This window comes from Serratia quinivorans, assembly GCF_946227985.1.
GTDB classification, from domain to species: domain Bacteria; phylum Pseudomonadota; class Gammaproteobacteria; order Enterobacterales; family Enterobacteriaceae; genus Serratia; species Serratia quinivorans_A.
Genome location: NZ_CAMKGL010000001.1, coordinates 1,005,547 through 1,023,850, shown reverse-complemented (window position 1 = coordinate 1,023,850; position 18,304 = coordinate 1,005,547). Strand labels below are relative to the sequence as shown.

General features: G+C 54.0%; 17 protein-coding genes. 14 read left to right on the top strand and 3 right to left on the bottom strand.

Annotation, left to right across the window (positions count from 1 at the left end; all coding sequences use genetic code 11):
* The first annotated feature begins 16 nt into the window (after window positions 1-16).
* From OCH02_RS04815 to uspE, 6 genes are all read left to right on the top strand, one after another.
* Window positions 17-1,183 (top strand): SIS domain-containing protein, encoded by a 1,167-nt coding sequence (locus OCH02_RS04815; RefSeq protein ID WP_261430116.1) that lies wholly within the window; start codon window positions 17-19, stop codon window positions 1,181-1,183.
* 9 nt (window positions 1,184-1,192) lie between these two features.
* Window positions 1,193-2,047, top strand: coding sequence for a tagatose bisphosphate family class II aldolase (locus tag OCH02_RS04810; RefSeq protein WP_261430115.1), 855 nt, complete (start codon window positions 1,193-1,195; stop codon window positions 2,045-2,047).
* 324 nt (window positions 2,048-2,371) lie between these two features.
* Window positions 2,372-2,662: a hypothetical protein gene (locus tag OCH02_RS04805; protein WP_261430114.1), complete on the top strand. Its 291-nt coding sequence runs from the start codon at window positions 2,372-2,374 to the stop codon at window positions 2,660-2,662.
* Between the two features lie 230 nt (window positions 2,663-2,892).
* The gene (gene ogt, locus OCH02_RS04800; RefSeq protein ID WP_261094673.1) at window positions 2,893-3,417 is read left to right on the top strand and encodes a methylated-DNA--[protein]-cysteine S-methyltransferase; all 525 of its coding nucleotides are present in this window, start codon (window positions 2,893-2,895) and stop codon (window positions 3,415-3,417) included.
* 225 nt (window positions 3,418-3,642) lie between these two features.
* Window positions 3,643-4,407, top strand: a complete 765-nt coding sequence (locus OCH02_RS04795) for an FNR family transcription factor (RefSeq protein ID WP_012145310.1) — start codon at window positions 3,643-3,645, stop codon at window positions 4,405-4,407.
* Between the two features lie 126 nt (window positions 4,408-4,533).
* On the top strand, window positions 4,534-5,496 hold the full coding sequence (gene uspE / locus OCH02_RS04790; protein ID WP_099062933.1) for a universal stress protein UspE: 963 nt from the start codon (window positions 4,534-4,536) through the stop codon (window positions 5,494-5,496).
* Between the two features lie 52 nt (window positions 5,497-5,548).
* Here the strand turns inward: uspE and pntB are convergent, their stop codons facing one another.
* Entirely contained in the window at window positions 5,549-6,943 is a 1,395-nt protein-coding gene (gene pntB, locus OCH02_RS04785) for a Re/Si-specific NAD(P)(+) transhydrogenase subunit beta (RefSeq protein WP_261430112.1), read from the bottom strand.
* 10 nt (window positions 6,944-6,953) lie between these two features.
* Window positions 6,954-8,483: a Re/Si-specific NAD(P)(+) transhydrogenase subunit alpha gene (gene pntA / locus OCH02_RS04780; protein WP_017892974.1), complete on the bottom strand. Its 1,530-nt coding sequence runs from the start codon at window positions 8,481-8,483 to the stop codon at window positions 6,954-6,956.
* A 538-nt stretch (window positions 8,484-9,021) separates the two neighbouring features.
* Here pntA and ydgH point away from each other — a divergent pair.
* On the top strand, window positions 9,022-9,972 hold the full coding sequence (gene ydgH / locus OCH02_RS04775; protein ID WP_261430110.1) for a DUF1471 family protein YdgH: 951 nt from the start codon (window positions 9,022-9,024) through the stop codon (window positions 9,970-9,972).
* A gap of 244 nt (window positions 9,973-10,216) precedes the next feature.
* Entirely contained in the window at window positions 10,217-11,608 is a 1,392-nt protein-coding gene (locus OCH02_RS04770) for an amino acid permease (protein ID WP_261430109.1), read from the top strand.
* Window positions 11,609-11,637: 29 nt separating this feature from the next.
* On the opposite strand, the gene OCH02_RS04765 is transcribed toward OCH02_RS04770, so the two are convergent.
* Window positions 11,638-12,054 carry a hypothetical protein gene (locus OCH02_RS04765; RefSeq protein ID WP_017892978.1) on the bottom strand — a complete coding sequence of 139 codons (417 nt, stop codon included), beginning with the start codon at window positions 12,052-12,054 and terminating at the stop codon, window positions 11,638-11,640.
* A gap of 125 nt (window positions 12,055-12,179) precedes the next feature.
* On the opposite strand from OCH02_RS04765, the gene folM reads away from it, so the two are divergent.
* From folM to OCH02_RS04735, 6 genes are all read left to right on the top strand, one after another.
* On the top strand, window positions 12,180-12,902 hold the full coding sequence (folM, locus tag OCH02_RS04760; RefSeq protein WP_261430107.1) for a dihydromonapterin reductase: 723 nt from the start codon (window positions 12,180-12,182) through the stop codon (window positions 12,900-12,902).
* Between the two features lie 74 nt (window positions 12,903-12,976).
* A complete protein-coding gene (gene rstA / locus OCH02_RS04755) occupies window positions 12,977-13,702 on the top strand; it encodes a two-component system response regulator RstA (RefSeq protein ID WP_026142393.1) in 726 nt (241 codons plus the stop codon).
* A complete protein-coding gene (gene rstB / locus OCH02_RS04750; RefSeq protein WP_174352120.1) occupies window positions 13,699-15,003 on the top strand; it encodes a two-component system sensor histidine kinase RstB in 1,305 nt (434 codons plus the stop codon). The genes rstA and rstB overlap by 4 nt, the downstream gene beginning before the upstream one ends.
* A 66-nt stretch (window positions 15,004-15,069) precedes the next feature.
* Window positions 15,070-16,566 carry a carboxypeptidase M32 gene (locus OCH02_RS04745; RefSeq protein WP_261430106.1) on the top strand — a complete coding sequence of 499 codons (1,497 nt, stop codon included), beginning with the start codon at window positions 15,070-15,072 and terminating at the stop codon, window positions 16,564-16,566.
* 310 nt (window positions 16,567-16,876) lie between these two features.
* Window positions 16,877-17,149, top strand: a complete 273-nt coding sequence (gene asr / locus OCH02_RS04740) for an acid resistance repetitive basic protein Asr (protein ID WP_261430104.1) — start codon at window positions 16,877-16,879, stop codon at window positions 17,147-17,149.
* Between the two features lie 309 nt (window positions 17,150-17,458).
* Entirely contained in the window at window positions 17,459-18,280 is an 822-nt protein-coding gene (locus OCH02_RS04735; protein WP_261430103.1) for a trypsin-like serine peptidase, read from the top strand.
* The last annotated feature ends 24 nt before the right edge of the window (window positions 18,281-18,304 follow it).

Here is an 18,304-nt window from a genome sequence, read left to right as displayed (position 1 = left end):
TTTAAGGAGTTTCAACATGAACGGTTATTTTGCTTACGATGCGGGCTGGCTGGAACAACGACATGCGCTGCATACCGCACGTGAGATCTGGCAGCAGCCGGACTTATGGGCCGCCCTGCACCGGCAGTTGCAGGAGCAGCAGACGCTGTGGCAGCCTTTCCTTGCCCCATTGCTGGCTAACCCGCGCCTGCAGATTGTGCTGTGCGGCGCAGGTAGCTCTGCCTTCGCCGGCCGTGCATTGGCTCCCTGGCTGCGCGAGAAAACCGGCCGTGACGTGGTGGCCTACGGCACCACCGATATTGTCGCCAACCCGCACCAATATCTCGACCTGACTCGCCCTACGTTGCTGGTGTCTTTCGCGCGATCCGGCAACAGCCCGGAAAGCGTGGCCACGGTGGAACTGGCCGATCAACTGCTGCCGGAAAGCTATCACCTGATGCTGGTATGCAACCCGGACAGCCAGTTGGCGCAATATGCCCATCAACGCGATAACGTTTGTTCGCTGGTGATGCCGCAGGGATCCAACGATCAAAGCTTCGCCATGACCTCCAGCTTCAGCTGCATGATGTTGTCCGCCGCGTTGTTGCTCGGCCCCTATTCCCTTGCCGAGGCCCAACGGCCATTGGCGGCGATGGTAGCGCGCTGCCGCGAGCTGCGTGACGGCCTGCAGCCTCAGGTCAAGGCGTTGGCGGCCAGCGGTTTCCGCCGTTATATCACGCTGGGCGGCAGCTGTTTTACCGGGCTGGCGGAAGAGGCTTCGCTGAAGATGCTGGAGCTGACGGCCGGGCAGATTGTCACCCGCTACGACTCGCCGCTCGGCCTGCGTCATGGGCCAAAATTTATGGTCGACAACCAAACGCTGGTACTGCTGATGTTCTCCAGCGGCGACTATGCCCGCCAGTACGATCGCGATCTGTGGAACGAGCTGCAACGCGACGGCCTGGCAATGCAGATGGTCGGCCTGACCGGCAGTACTCAGGCGCTGTGTGAACAAATGCTGAACCTGCACCACGCCGAAGATGACGTCTGGTTGCTGTTCCCTTATCTGTTATTCACCCAGATGCTGGCATTTGAAAGTTCGCTGGCACTTGGCCTGACGCCGGATAATCCGTGCCCGACCGGTGAAGTTAACCGGGTGGTGAAAGGCGTCACCATTTACCGTTACCCGTCTTCTGTGGCGTAAGGAATCGCTATGTACCTGATATCCAACCGCGAAATGTTGTTAAAAGCGCAGCGCCAGGGTTATGCCGTGCCGGCGTTCAACGTCCATAATCTGGAAACCGTACAGGTAGTGGCAGAAACCGCCGCCGAACTGGGCTCACCGGTGATCATGGCCGGTACGCCCGGCACCTTTAGCTACGCCGGCACCGACTATTTGATCGGCATCTGCCAGGCTGCCGCACATCGTTACGATCTGCCATTGGCGCTGCACCTGGATCACCACGAAGAAATGGATGACATCGAATATAAAGTCAAAAGCGGTATCCGCTCGGTGATGATCGACGGTTCACACCTGCCATTCGCACAAAATATTGCCAAGGTGGCCGAGGCCGTGGCGCTGTGCCACCGTTACGGTGCCAGCGTGGAGGCGGAACTGGGCCGGCTCGGCGGCCAGGAGGATGACCTGATTGTCGATGCTACCGACAGCTTCTTTACCGACCCAGCCGCCGCACGCGAATTTGTTACCGCGACCGGTATCGATTCACTGGCGGTGGCGATTGGTTCCGCCCACGGGCTGTACCACGGCGAACCCAAACTGGATTTTGATCGTCTGGCGCTGATCCGCGAACAGGTCGATATCCCGCTGGTATTGCACGGTGCTTCCGGCATTCCTGAAGCCATGGTCAAACGCGCCATTTCACTGGGCGTCTGCAAGGTCAACGTGGCTACCGAGCTGAAAATCGCCTTTGCCGATGCGGTAAAAAGCTATTTCTCCCAGCACCCAGACGCTAACGATCCGCGCAAGTATATCGTACCCGGAAAACTGGCAATGAAAGAGGTGGTAGCCGAGAAAATCCGCATCTGCGGCAGCAGTGGCATGCTGTAATTCAGAATAAAGCACCGGATCTGGCCGCCGTTTCAGACTCAACTGCGGCCATAACCATTTTTTTAACGTGACGTACTTCACAATACATCCGCTATACTCGCCTGCTATTCATTAAGCCACCTTCACCATGATCTAAATCATAGTTTTTCCCTCCTCCCTCCCTATTATCAAATCCAACGGCAATAAAAATTAAGAATAGTATATAAAACATTAAAGAAGGAGAATCGAAAGTCTTTGTTTACGGATGAAGTAAACCATATCTGTTTAAACTTTGTTTAATTGGAATTTCTTATTTTATAAGTTCATTTTAAAAAGGAATTAATAATGAAGAGCTCTATCATGGCATTGGTGTTGCTGGCTCTCCTTCCGGCTGCTTTGCAAGCAGCACAGGGCGGAAAAGTCCACTTTACCGGGAAGATAGCCGCCCCCACCTGTGAAATAAGCCACAATAAGGGTAGACTTATATCATCCTGTTACCGTGAAATCAGTGATAAAACCTTTGGCTTTATCACAATGCCCATAGAGATGATGTCATCAGAATTAGTTTCCTCCGCAACTACCGAACTCGTTAATAATAACTTGTCTCTTCAGAGAGTGACCGTCAGTTATAATTAACCACGAAATTACATTCTTGAATTCAGATGACATGCATTAAAATAAAAAAGAAGCAATACATTATTATTTTATAGAACCGCACATTCATTAATAGTTCTTAACCCGAACTGAACGGAGCATATCTTGAGATGGGCGAACTCTCTTATCGCCCCATCTTCATGTCCGGAATCCGCCATCGCTCCCCCGCATTTCGTGTAATAATCCCCTCATCAAACGAGAGGAGTAATCATATGCAGACTTTTTTTATTGACCGTATGGCGACGCCAGTGGGTGAACTGGTGCTGATTGCCGATGAGCAGGACCGGTTACGCGCCATTGACTGGACAGAGCATGAAGCGCGTCTGATGAAGCTGCTGAATACCCACTACCGTGCCGATCGCTTCCAACTGGTAGACAAATCCAACCCTGGCGGGCTGACCGATGCCATGCAGCGCTACTTTTCGGGTGAACTGGATGTTATTGACCAATTGCCGGTTATGACCGCCGGTACCGAATTCCAGCGTAGCGTGTGGCAGCAACTGCGTCAGATCCCCTGTGGTGAGATCATTACCTATGGCGAACTGGCCAAACGCATAGGTCGCCCGACAGCCTCTCGCGCGGTTGGTATGGCCAACGGCTCCAACCCCATCAGCATCGTGGTGCCCTGCCACCGGGTGATTGGCTCACAAGGCGCCTTGACCGGCTATGCCGGCGGCGTTCAGCGCAAGCAGTGGCTGCTCAAGCACGAAGGGTATTTGCAAAACGATCTGCTTTAATCCCACCGCAGCCGGAACATCGCAAGATACCCCGGCTGCGGTAAGCGTTACGTATTGATGTAAGTGGCAAAGAAATCAAAACATTTCAATTAACTACAGGACAATCTGCGGCATTGCAGCGCAAATTTCGCACAGAATGCCCCCGCTGTTATTAATGCTACCCTTATCACCTGCCGGAAAAGATGTTAAAATTGACGCATATCAATTATTGAATGAGCGTAATCTATGATCCCGGAAAAACGCGTGATTCGTCGTATCCAGTCTGGTGGTTGTGCGATCCATTGTCAGGATTGCAGTATCAGTCAGCTGTGTATTCCTTTTACTCTTAATGCTCATGAGCTGGACCAGCTCGACAACATTATCGAAAGGAAAAAGCCTATCCAGAAGGGCCAGACCCTGTTCAAGGCCGGCGATGAACTGAAATCGCTGTACGCTATCCGCTCCGGGACCATCAAAAGTTATACCATTACCGAGCAAGGCGATGAGCAGATCACCGGTTTTCACCTGGCGGGCGATCTGGTCGGTTTCGACGCCATTGGCGGCCTGAAGCACCCAAGCTTCGCTCAGGCACTGGAAACGTCCATGGTGTGTGAGATCCCGTTCGAAACCCTGGATGACCTGTCCGGTAAAATGCCTAACCTGCGCCAGCAAATCATGCGCCTGATGAGCGGCGAGATTAAGGGCGATCAGGACATGATCCTGCTGTTGTCGAAGAAAAATGCCGAAGAGCGCCTGGCCGCCTTCGTCTATAACCTGTCGCGCCGCTTTGCTGAACGAGGCTTCTCACCACGTGAGTTCCGCCTGACCATGACCCGTGGCGACATCGGCAACTACCTTGGCCTGACGGTAGAAACCATCAGCCGTCTGCTGGGCCGCTTCCAAAAAAGCGAAATCCTCAGCGTTAAAGGTAAATATATCACTATCGAAAACGTCGACGCCCTGTCGGTGCTGGCCGGAACGCCACGCATTAACGTGACCGTAAACGCCTGATCCCAAGCTGGGTTAGTAATTCAACAGAATTATTGACCCGGCACATCTCTGCTGCTGTTCTGTTTTTCAATGTTGGGTTACTCTGTAAATTGACAGACTGTTGATTTTCAGCTGTAAGGAGGCCCTATGGCGAAGTATCAGAATCTTCTGGTGGCTATTGACCCCAATCAGGATGACCAGCCGGCGCTGCGCCGGGCGGTATACCTGATTAAACGAAATGGCGGGCGCATTAAGGCCTTCCTGCCTATTTACGACTTCTCTTACGAGATGACGACCTTGCTCTCCCCAGACGAAAGGACGGCGATGCGCCAAGGCGTTATCAGCCAACGTGCCGCATGGATCAACGAGCAATGCCGTTTTTACCTCGACGAAGGCGTTCCTATTGAAATCAAAGTGGTCTGGCATAACCGCCCTTATGAAGCGATTATTCAGGAAGTGATCGCCGGCAAGCACGATCTGTTGCTAAAAATGGCGCATCAACACGACCGCCTCGAATCCGTTATTTTCACCCCAACCGACTGGCATCTGTTACGAAAATGCCCTTGCCCGGTGTGGATGGTCAAAGACCAACCCTGGCAGGAAGGCAGCAAAGCGGTGGTGGCGGTCAATTTGGCCAGTGAAGAACCCTACCATGACCCATTGAACATCAAGCTGGTACAGGAAACCGTTGAACTGGCGCAAAACGTCAATCAAACCGAAGTTCACCTGGTTGGCGCCTACCCCGTTACCCCCATCAATATTGCTATCGAACTGCCTGACTTTGACCCCAGCGTCTACAATGACGCCATTCGCGGGCAGCACCTGATCGCCATGAAGGCGTTAAGGCAGAAATTCTGCATTAAAGAAGAATTTACCCACGTTGAAAAAGGCCTGCCGGAAGAAGTGATCCCCGATTTGGCCGAGCACTTGCAGGCGGGTGTGGTGGTATTGGGAACACTTGGCCGTACCGGCATTTCGGCGGCGTTTATCGGTAACACGGCAGAACATGTGATCGACCATCTGAAATGTGACCTGCTGGTGATTAAGCCGGAAAACTTCAATTGCCCGATCGAAGCTGACGAAGACGATGAGCATGACGACGAGGATTGATGTTTGACGCATAAAAAAACGGGCCGAAAAGGCCCGTTTTTATTTGTTTGCGTTACGCCTGCAGCGCACGCAGTATCGCTTCCACACTCTCTTTGGCATCGCCAAACAGCATCTGGGTATTCTCTTTAAAGAACAGCGGGTTCTGCACGCCGGCATAGCCGGTGTTCATCGAGCGCTTAAAGGCAATCACGTTCTGCGCTTTCCACACTTCCAGCACTGGCATACCGGCGATTGGGCTGCGCGGATCTTCCAGTGCGGCCGGGTTCACCGTATCGTTGGCACCAATCACCAGTACGGTGTCGGTATCCGCGAAATCGTCATTGATTTCGTCCATCTCCAACACCACATCGTAGGGCACCTTGGCTTCGGCCAGCAGCACGTTCATGTGACCCGGTAAACGCCCGGCAACCGGATGAATGCCGAAACGCACCTTGATGCCACGAGCGCGCAGTTTCTCGGTGATTTCTGCCACCGGATACTGCGCCTGCGCTACCGCCATGCCGTAGCCTGGGGTGATGATCACCGAAGTGGAGTTCTTCAACTGCTCGGCAACGTCTTCCGCGGTGGTTTCGCGATACTCACCCATTTCTTCCGCATTACCGGTCGAAGAGCCATCGGTACCGAAGCCGCCGGCGATCACGCTGATAAACGAACGGTTCATCGCCTTACACATGATGTAAGACAGGATGGCCCCCGAAGAGCCCACCAACGCACCGGTCACGATCAGCAAATCGTTGCTCAACATAAAGCCTGCTGCCGCTGCCGCCCAACCCGAATAGGAGTTGAGCATCGACACCACTACCGGCATATCGGCACCGCCGATTGAGGCCACCAGATGCCAACCAAACGCCAGCGCGATAGCGGTCATCAGCACCAGCGCCACTGCCTGCCAACCCACACTGTCGGCGCGAACAAACACCACCAACAGCAGGAAGGAGATCACCAGTGCCGCCAGGTTCATTTTGTGCCGATTTGGCAGTGCCAGCGGTTTGGAAGAGATGATGCCACGCAGCTTGCCAAACGCGACAATCGAACCGGTGAAGGTGACCGCACCGATAAAGATGCCGAGAAACACTTCAGTCAGATGGATATTCTCCATCACCGGCTCCATTGGCGCGCCGTGATCCAGGTAGCTGTTTAACCCCACCAGAACCGCCGCCAGGCCAACAAAGCTGTGCAGCACCGCCACCAACTCTGGCATTTCGGTCATTTCGACCTTTTTCGCCAGATAAACCCCGATGGAACCCCCGATAATCATCGCGATGATGATCCAGCCTACGTTGCCGGAATCCGGCCCGAGGATGGTGGCGATCAGCGCAATGGCCATCCCGGCAACGCCAAACAGATTGCCCCGCTTGGACGTTTCATGGCGCGACAGGCCGGCCAGACTACAGATGAACAGGATAGCGGCAACAATGTATGCAGCTGTAACTAATCCTCCAGACATATGCTACCCCTTAGTTCTTGCGGAACATCTTCAGCATGCGCTGAGTGACGGTGAATCCACCAAAAATGTTGATGCTGGCGATCAGCACGGCGATAAAGGAGAGGAAACTCACCCAGCCGCCATGACCAATCTGCAATAACGCACCGACCACGATAATCCCTGAGATCGCATTGGTGACCGACATCAACGGGGTATGCAATGCATGGCTGACGTTCCATACCACGTAGTAACCCACCACGCAGGCCAGCGCAAACACGGTAAAGTGAGACAGGAACTCTTTCGGTGCGGCGTTGGCCAACCAGCCAAACAGGATGATGGCCAGCGCCATCAGGCCATATTTCAGCCAGGGTGAAACCGGTTTTGCTGCCGGTTTGGCAACCGGTGCTGCGGCCTGTGCCTGCTTAGGCTGGGCAGATACCTGGATTGGCGGTGCCGGCCAGGTGACTTCGCCACTGCGCACCACGGTAACGCCGCGGATGACGGTATCTTCAAAATCAACGTCAATTTCGCCGTTTTTCTCTTTCGATAGCAGTTTCAGCAGGTTAACCAGATTGGTACCGTAAAGCTGTGAGGATTGAGTCGGCAGGCGGCTTGGCAAATCGGTATAGCCAATGATTTTCACGCCGTTGTCGGTCACGGTCACGCGGTCGGCCACGGTCAGTTCACAGTTGCCACCGTTTTGCGCCGCCAGATCGACGATCACGCTACCCGGTTTCATCGAGGCCACCATCTCTTTGGTGATAAGCTTCGGTGCCGGCTTGCCCGGGATCAACGCGGTGGTGACAATAATGTCGACCTCGGCCGCCTGGGCGGCGAACAGCGCCATCTCGGCCTTGATAAAGGCTTCGGACATCACTTTGGCATAGCCATCGCCGCTGCCCGCTTCTTCCTCAAAGTCCAGCTCAAGGAATTCTGCGCCCATGCTCTGCACTTGCTCTTTGACTTCCGGGCGGGTGTCGAAGGCGCGAACAATCGCCCCCAGGCTGCCTGCGGCACCGATGGCCGCCAGGCCCGCTACGCCGGCACCGATGATCATGACCTTGGCGGGTGGAACCTTGCCGGCAGCGGTGATTTGCCCGGTGAAGAAGCGGCCAAACTCATGCGCGGCCTCAACAATCGCACGGTAACCGGCGATATTGGCCATTGAGCTCAGTGCGTCCATGGATTGTGCGCGTGAGATACGCGGTACAGAGTCCATTGCCATCGCAGTGACGTTGCGAGCGGCCAGCTGCGCGATCAGCTCCGGGTTTTGCGCCGGCCAGATAAAGCTGACCAGAGTGCTGCCCTCGCGCATTAACGCGATCTCGTCCTCAAGCGGTGCGTTTACTTTTAAAATCAGATCCGACTGCCAGACATCAGCGGTGTCGGTGATTGTTGCCCCAGCGGCTTCATAAGCGCTATCGTCAAAACTTGCCAGTTTACCCGCCCCGCTTTCAATCGCGACGGTAAAGCCCAGCTTCAGCAGTTGTTCCACCGTTTTCGGCGTTGCTGCGACCCGGGCTTCATTGGCCAACCGTTCTCTTGGTACACCAATACGCATAATGTTCCCTTCTCACCTGTCTATGATGATGTTTATTATCTTCCTACCCATAGCGATGGCCCCGGCTGACAGGTTTTTATTAACCTTGTCGGCAACGAATTAAGGCGCCATCTATAACCTACTGAAAATATGATCGATGATCCATAATTGCTTACGCATTCAGGTCTGTTTTTACATAAAAACTCAGACAGTGACATGATAAATCGCAAATTAAAGTTAAAAACCCCGGTGGAATGCCGTTTTTGCGGACATATTGTGGCTGGCTGGGGGTGGCGGCTTTCCAGTGACACACGGCCAAAACGCATAAAAGTTATAAAATTGTGAATAATTAACACTTATGACATCAAAGGCTTTATTATTGAAACTTATGGCGATTCTGCGCAAAATATCGGGCACAATCCTTCTGGGGGTTTGTCTCACGGGATGACATAAAATGCTGAGACACTGGTCGAGATTACATGTAATAATCGGCGGCTGAATTACACCTAAACAGTTCAGCACGTTATAAACGTTAATGCGCTAGGCGAAAGGATTTTTTATGAAGCTGAAGAACACGATCATCGCATCAGCCTTGTTATCACTCACTGCGCTGTCTGCTCAGGCGGCACAAGAGTTAACTCCTGAAAAAGCAGCGGCGCTGAAGCCGTTTGATCGCATCACGATTACCGGCCGCTTTAATGCCATCAATGAAGCCGTTGATGCCGTATCCCGCCGTGCAGACAAACTGGGTGCAGACTCCTTCTATATCCAGGACAGCAACAACAGTAACAATGGCGGCAACTGGCGCGTCACCGCAGATCTTTATCATAAAGATGCGCCGGAAGTGAGCAAAGAGCCGAAATACCGCGTGATTAACGGGGTTACCGAGCTGCCGAAGGAACAGGCTTTCCTGCTGGAGCCGTACGACACGGTGAGCGTCAGCGGTTTCTTCCGCAGCCAGCCAGACATCAACGATGCCATCACTAAAGAAGCGAAAAAGAAAGGCGCAGCCTCCTTCTTTATCGTGCGTCAGGTTGATGCCAACCAGGGGGGTAACCAGTTCATTACCGCCTATATCTATAAAGCCGATGCCCCTAAACGTGTCGTTCAGAGTCCGGATGCCATCCCGGCCGACTCTGAAGCCGGCAAGGCCGCGCTGGCTGCCGGTGGCGCTGCTGCTGCCAAGGTTGAAATTCCGGGCGTAGCCTCTTCTGGCTCACCAAGCCGCGACGTAGGCCGTTTCTTCGAAACCCAGTCGTCTACCGGCAAACGTTATACTGTCACTTTACCGAACGGTACCCAGATTCAGGAAGTGAACAATGTGACTGCAGCACAGATGGTGCCGTTTGATTCCGTGACCTTCACTGGCCACTTCAACAGCATGACTGACGTTTCTACTGAAGTTGCTAAACGTGCTGCCGAGAAAGGCGCCAAATACTATCACGTGACCCGCCAGTGGCAGAACAAGAGCGGCGGCAACCTGACCGTCAGCGCTGATCTGTTCAAATAAGTTTCAATTTGCGGTTTACCATCGGGCAGCCATTGAGCTGCCCGTTTTTTTTGTCGCTCATCGTCCTGCCAGTTGAATAGTTTTTTGTAAATCACGCATACTTAATCATTGCATCAACACGCATCCAGCCGTAGAATTTGCGCCAATTTTTAGGGCTATTGTCTACTCGTTCAGTAATTGTCATTAGGTTATTACTGCCAAGCAGTTCCCTTCCAGTTGTTTATTCTGCGCTCAGGATCCGTCATTGGAAAAAAAACTAGGTCTTACCGCGTTAACCGCATTGGTGCTGAGCTCAATGCTGGGCGCCGGGGTTTTCAGCCTGCCACAAAACATGGCGCAGGTTGCCAGCCCGGCAGCTTTGCTACTGGGTTGGGCGATCACCGGCGTCGGCATTCTGTTTCTGGCTTTTGCCATGCTGTTGCTTACCCGCCTGCGTCCCGATCTGGACGGCGGCATCTTTACCTATGCGAAAGAAGGCTTCGGCGAGCTGGTGGGGTTCTGCTCCGCCTGGGGTTACTGGCTGTGCGCGGTGATCGCCAATGTCTCTTACCTGGTGATCGTGTTCGCCGCGCTGAGTTTATTCACCGATCGCGGCGGAAACGTCATTCTGGGCGATGGCAATACCTGGCAGGCACTGCTGGCAGAGTCCGTATTGTTATGGATCGTCCACGCGCTGGTGTTGCGCGGCGTGCAAACCGCAGCCAGCATCAATCTGGTGGCGACCCTGGCCAAACTGTTGCCGCTGGGGATGTTTGCGGTATTGGCGGCGATGGCGTTCAACATGGACGTCTTTACGCTGGATTTCCACGGCGTCGCTCTCGGTAAACCAGTGTGGGAACAGGTAAAAAACACCATGCTGATTACCCTGTGGGTATTTATCGGGGTGGAAGGCGCAGTCGTGGTTTCAGCACGGGCGCGTCATAAAAAGGATGTCGGCCGTGCCACCATGCTGGCGGTGATCTCCGCACTGGCGGTTTACCTGCTGGTGACTTTGTTGTCCCTGGGGGTGGTGCCACGCAGCGAATTGGCCGAAATGCGCAATCCTTCAATGGCGGTGCTGATGGTCGACCTGATTGGCCCCTGGGGTGACGTGATTATCGCTGCCGGGCTGATTGTTTCGGTCTGCGGGGCCTATCTGAGCTGGACGATTATGGCCGCCGAAGTCCCGCTGCTGGCGGCACAACACGGCGCCTTCCCAAAGATTTTCTGCAAGCAGAACAAGAATCACGCGCCTTCGGCTTCACTTTGGCTGACCAATATTGCCGTGCAGTTCGCACTGGTGCTGATCTGGCTGACCAGCAGCAATTATAATTCTCTGCTGACCATCGCCTCGGAAATGATCCTGGTGCCTTATTTCCTGGTCGGTGCCTTCCTGTTTAAGGTGGCGATCCGTCGTCAGGACAAAAGGTTGATGTTCGCCGCCACAGGTGCCTGCCTGTACGGTATTTGGCTGCTCTACGCTTCTGGGTTAATGCATCTGCTGATGTCGGTGTTGCTGTATGCACCGGGGCTACTGGTGTTTATCTATGCCCGAAGCGGACATAATGACGTCAAATTGCTGAATCGGCTGGAAAAAAGCAGTATTTTTCTGTTGTTGATGGCCACGGCTCCGGCCGGCTGGTTTATGCTGCAGTAAGTGAAGAATGACCGGGTGGGATCACCCGGTCAGTTACTTTGAGATGTGCGCAGGCTGATGGTCATGCGTTCCCCAACCTGAGAGATAATCACTCCCTCAACGCACTCTTGTTGAATGGTCGCCAACTGCTGCGTGTCCAGAGCGTAAGGCAGCTTAATGTCGAATACTGCCAGCCCCTGCTGCTGGGCCAGGTCGATCAGGCGCACGATGTTGGTTTCGTCGCTGACCTGGGTGGAAACCACCTGCAGCGCCAACGCTTTCAACTGCTCTTTCCGCGTTTGCGAAGCGGAAGCCTGTGATTTCAATACCATGCCAAAAAATGGCATCACGCCATAAATTGCATCCACAAAGCGCCAGTGCTTCTTGCACGATGCGGACAGAAAATCCATGTAATCAAAACAGATTTTCTCACTGCGGGCGACGGGTGCAAGGTGACTGCTGTTCATCCCTTCCTCTCATTGCCGTGTATTACATCCTGAAATGGATAATCGATGCGAAGCTTTAACGAATTTCCGCCGTATAATGGCATAATTCCCCTATTGTTTGCCAGTCTGTCCAGGAGCTTTAATCAATGGAACTTCACAACTCTGCACCAGTGCTGATTACCGGTGGCGCTCGTCGGATTGGGCTGGCGTTGGCCAGGTCATTCTTGCAACGCGATATTCCCGTGATCATTGCCTATCGCAGCGACTATCCGGCGCTGGGCGAACTGAAAAGACTGGGAGCAATCTGCATTCAGGGCGATTTCTCAACGCACGACGGCATCTATCGCTTCGCCGAGCAGGTCCGTCAGACTGCGCCCAAACTGCGCGCGGTGATCCACAACGCCAGCGCCTGGCAGGCCGAATCACCGGAAGTGCCGCCGGAGCAAGTGATGGCGGCCATGCTACAAATTCACGTTTATACGCCTTATCTGCTCAATCAACTGCTGGAATCTTGTCTATTGGGCCAGGGGCAAGCCGGCGCGGATATCATCCATCTGACCGACTATGTGGTGGAGAAAGGCAGCGACAAACACATTGCCTATGCCGCCAGTAAGGCTGCGTTGGACAATATGACCCGCTCATTTGCTCGCAAGCTGGCACCCGAAGTTAAAGTCAATGCCATCGCACCGGCGCTGATTATTTTCAATCCGGGCGACGACGAGCATTATCGGCAACAGGCGTTGGCAAAATCACTGATGAAAATCGCCCCAGGCGAGAGCGAAGTGGTCAATCTGGTGAACTATCTGCTGGACAGCCGCTATGTCACCGGCCGTACCCATGGTGTCGACGGCGGACGTCCGCTGCGCTAACGCAAAGATCTGCATGGCGTATCGCGGAGCCCCGCGTTATGCTGAATTTCGTTATTCTGATAAAACCGCTGAATATGCATAAAATTGTTTTTGTAGAAGACGATCCTGAAGTCGGCAAACTGATTGCCGCCTATCTGGGTAAGCACGACATTGAAGTGTTGATTGAGCCACGCGGTGACAGCGCACAGGCACGCATCGAGCTGGAGCAACCGGATCTGGTGCTGCTCGATATTATGTTGCCCGGCAAGGACGGCATGACGCTGTGCCGTGACTTGCGCCCAACCTTCCCTGGCCCGATCGTGCTGCTCACTTCACTCGACAGCGATATGAACCATATTCTGTCGCTGGAAATGGGCGCTAACGATTACATCCTTAAAACCACGCCACCGGCAGTGTTACTGGCGCGACTACGTTTGCACCTGCGTCAGCATGGCAGCCAGCCAAAGGAAGAGTCGACGCAGCCGCTCACTCAACACAACGCCCTGCACTTTGGCTTGCTCTGCATTGACCCAGTTAACCGACAGGTGACGCTGGGTGAAGAGGTCATCACCCTTTCCACCTCAGATTTTGATCTGCTGTGGGAGCTGGCCACCCACGCCGGCCAAATAATGGATCGAGAAGCCCTGCTGCAAAACCTGCGTGGCGTGAGTTATGACGGCCTGGATCGCAGTATCGACGTGGCGATTTCCCGCCTGCGCCGCAAGCTGTACGATAATGCCCTGGAACCCTTCCGCGTCAAAACCGTCCGTAATAAAGGCTACCTGTTCGCTCCGAATGCCTGGGAGTTCGTGCAGCAATGAGAAAGCTCTTTGTGCAGTTCTTCCTGCTGCTTTTCGTGTGTTTCCTGGTGATGGCGATGCTGGTGGGCCTGGTGTACAAAGTCACCGCCGAACGCGCCGGCCGCCAGTCGATGGACGACCTGATGAAAAGCTCGCTGTACCTGATGCGCAGCGAACTACGGGAAATTCCGCTGAAAGACTGGAACAAGACCATCGCCACGCTGGACTTGAACCTGTCGTTTAAGCTGCACATCGAGCCGCTCGGTAAACAGGACTTGAGTGAAGATTTGAAAAAACGGCTGCGCCTGGGGGAGATCATCGCGCTCGACGACCAATACACCTTTATGCAACGCATCCCACGTAGTCACTACGTACTGGTGGTCGGCCCGATCCCTTATCTGTTCTACCTGCACCAAATGCGGCTGTTGGATTTGGCGCTGCTGGTGTTTATCGGCATGTCATTGGCATTGCCCGTATTTCTGTGGATGCGTCCGCACTGGCAGGACTTGCTGAAGTTGGAAAACGCGGCTCAACGTCTGGGGGCCGGGCATCTGGATGAACGAACCCATTTCGACCCTACCTCCAGCCTGAATCGACTTGGCGTAGCCTTTAACCAGATGGCGGATAACGTCAATACGCTGATCGCCAGCAAGAAACAGCTGATAGACGGTATTGCCCATGAACTGCGCACCCCGCTGGTACGGCTACGTTACCGCCTGGCGATGAGCGATAACCTTTCTGACAGCGAACAGCAGGCCCTGAATCGCGATATCGGTCAGTTGGAGTCACTGATTGACGAACTGCTGACCTATGCGCGATTGGACCGTCCGCAGGTCGCACTCAATATAGAACCGCTGGATTTACCCAAATGGCTGGAAGACAAGGCTGACGACCTGCGTCTGATCCACCCGGAACGTGAAATCGAATTGAACATCCCGCACGTCGGCGATTTTGGCGGCGTCGATTTACGGCTAATGGAGCGGGTGCTGGATAATCTGGTGAACAATGCGCTGCGTTATAGTGAGCAACGCTTGCGCATCGGCCTGTGGTTTGACGGCGACAACGCCTGCCTACAGGTAGAAGACGATGGGCCAGGTATTCCACCGGAAGAGCGTGAGCGAGTATTCGAGCCCTTTGTACGTCTGGATCCCAGCCGCGATCGCGCTACCGGCGGCTGTGGATTGGGTCTGGCGATTGTTCATTCGATTGCCGTGGCCTATCAGGGCCAGGTCTACGTCGACGCCAGTCCTCTTGGCGGTGCCAGCTTCCGCTTCTGTTGGCCACTAAAGCCCACTTTCAATTTAAAAGCAGACCCGGTGTAACCCCGTTTACGTGGCAGCATAAAAACGCGTAACAGTTATCCGGTTTACAAAAAATGGAGCTAAACAATGACATCTGCACATTCCCCTTCTTCTTACGACGAGTTGCGTGCCATTTTCACCCGACTGTCACGTTTCGGCCATCTCTCCGCCATTGCCGGGTGGGATATGCAAACCATGATGCCACCGGGCGGCAGTAAAGCGCGCTCCGAGGCACTGGCCGAGCTAAGCGTATTGCAACACCAGATTTTAACGTCGGATAACACCGGTCGTCTGTTTGAACGCGCACAGCAAGAAACGCTGGACGACGTAGACCAGGCGAATTTGCTGGAAATGCGCCGCCAGTATGACAATGCGGTGCTGGTACCCGAATCATTGGTCGAGTCTAAATCCTTGGCCGGCGCACGTTGTGAACACGCCTGGCGTTCCCAACGCCCCGCCAACGACTGGGAAGGCTTCGCGGAAAATCTGCGCGAAGTGGTCAAGCTGAGCCGCCAGGAAGCGCAAATCCGTGCCGAAGCGGCAGGTAGCAGTCGCTATGATGCCCTGTTGAACCTCTATGAACCGGGGATGCGCAGCAGCGATATCGATCGCATTTTTGGCGATTTGAAAACCTGGCTGCCCGACCTGCTGCAGAAGGTGGTGGCTAAACAGGCCCAGGAACCTTGCCTGATTCCGCAGGGGCCGTTCAATGTGGAAACTCAACGTCAACTGAGCCTGAGCGTAATGAAGCTGCTCGGTTTTAACTTCGACGGTGGTCGCGTGGACGTCAGCGCCCACCCATTCTGCGGCGGCGTACCGGAAGATGTTCGTATTACCACCCGCTACAACGACAAAGAATTTCTGACCGCATTGCTCGGCATCGTGCATGAGACCGGCCACGCTCGTTACGAACAAAATCTGCCACGCGAATGGTTGGGTCAGCCGGTAGCCCAGGCACGTTCTACCGCTATCCATGAGTCACAAAGCCTGCTGTTTGAAATGCAACTGGCACGCGGCAGCGATTTCCTGAAGATCCTGCGCCCACTGGTGGTCAAACAATTCGGCGAGCAACCGGCGCTGGAAGAAAGTAACTTCATTCGACTAAATCAACGCGTGAAGCCAGGCCTGATTCGCGTAGACGCTGACGAAGTCAGCTATCCGGCGCACGTGATCCTGCGCTATGAAATCGAGAAGGCACTGGTCGAAGGCGAGATAGAGGTTGAAGATATCCCGGCGCTGTGGGGCGAGAAAATGCACGGCTACCTGGGTCTCGATACCATCGGTAACTACCGTAACGGCTGTATGCAGGATATTCACTGGACTGATGGCGCCTTCGGTTACTTCCCGACTTACACCCTGGGTGCCATGTATGCCGCACAACTGTTCCACAGCGTACGCAAAGCCTTGCCAACGCTGGACGCTGACATTGCCGAAGGCAACCTGGCCCCGTTGTTCCATTGGCTGAAACAGAATATATGGCGTCACGGCAGCCGTTTCCCTACCAATACTCTGATCGCCAATGCGACCGGTGAGAGCCTGAACCCAGACTATTTCCGTCAGCATCTGGAAAGCCGTTACCTGTAAGATCCCCAGGCACGGCTAACCCCGTGCCTTTTTCCCCCTGCTTTGCCATGAGTATTCCATAGCGCACGGTTCCTATCCAAGACACCTTGGCCGCAGAGTACCGGTTGGTCACTCACTGCATGTATGTTGTAACTAAAAACGATCAAAAAGAACGATGAACCCGGTTAGTCAGGCGATCGGTTTTCGAGATGTACATTAGGTTACACGCCGAAACCAATCACTTACGGAAAGCATTCCGCAGTTTGCCTACTATCTTATCACCGGCCCCGCAGTGGGCTTGATACATGATGAGTAATGTGAGGAATCAACAATGAAAAAAGTATTAGCTCTGGTTGTTGCCGCTGCAATGGGTCTGTCTTCTGTTGCCTTCGCTGCTGACGCTGCCACTACCACCACTACCGCACCTGCGGCGACGGCGACCACCACCACGGCTGCACCAGCCAAGACCACTCACGTGAAAAAACATCACGCGAAGAAAGCGCCGGTTCAAAAAGCTCAGGCAGCCAAAAAACACCACAAAAAAGCACCGGCTCAAAAAGCCCAGGCAGCTAAAAAACACCACAAAAAAGCCAGCCATAAATAAGCGGCGTAACAGCAACTAATGTGAGGCTCCCCTCACCAGTTCAGGCTTGAGTTATCCAACACCCGGTTCGCCGGGTGTTTTTTCATCGGGGGTTCTCATCATGCTGCGCCGCTACTTATTTGAAATAATTTTGACCACGCTAATCCTCTGCGGACTGATTGCCGCCTTTTTTTATCTGTAGCCGCACAGCCCTCTGGATTGAAAATTATTGAAAAATCAATCACTGCCCATCCACACGGCGACTAAATCAGTCTATAGTTACCATTCAGTGTGTTTATGGATGATCCGTATTTTCCAGGCAAGAAACCTATGCGCATAACCGTTTTGCTGTTGCTGTGCTCATTCCCGCTCGCACTCTCCCTCTCAGCACGGGCCGACCGCCCTTCCGATGCGTCGACCGCTGAGCAAACCCGCTTATTTTTTGGCAAAGATGAACGCATAAAAGTGACGGAAACCGACGGTTGGCCGTGGCAGGCTATTGGGCAAGTGGAAACCGCCAGCGGTAACTTGTGCACCGCTACGCTGATCTCTCCGCATCTGGCGCTCACCGCAGGCCACTGCGTGCTGGCACCACCGGGCCAACTGGACAAAGCCATTGCGCTACGTTTTGTGGCCGGCAATAAGACCTGGAAATACCAGACCGACAATCTTGAGACGCTGGTTGATCGCAAACTGGGCAAAAAACTCAAACCTGACGGTGAAGGTTGGATTGTACCGCCTGCGGCGGCGGCCTATGACTTTGCCCTGATCCGTCTGAAGGATAAAAAAACCTTGCCGATTAAGCCGTTGCCGTTGTGGCAAGGCGACAGCAAGGCGCTGACCCAGGCAATGAAACAAGCCAAACGGCTGATTACCCAGGCGGGATATCCGGAAGATCATCTGGACGATCTCTACAGCCACCAGAATTGCAAAGTGACCGGCTGGGCGCAACAAGGCGTCCTGTCGCACCAGTGCGATACCCTGCCCGGCGATAGCGGTTCGCCGTTACTGCTGAAAACTGCCGACGGCTGGCGGCTGATTGCCATTCAAAGTTCTGCACCGGCAGCCAAAGATCGTTACCGCGCCGATAACCGCGCGCTGGCAGTGACCGGCATTCGCGATGCGCTGGACGCGCTGGCTGCGGGAAAATAAAACCCGGGGGCAACTTATTGCCCC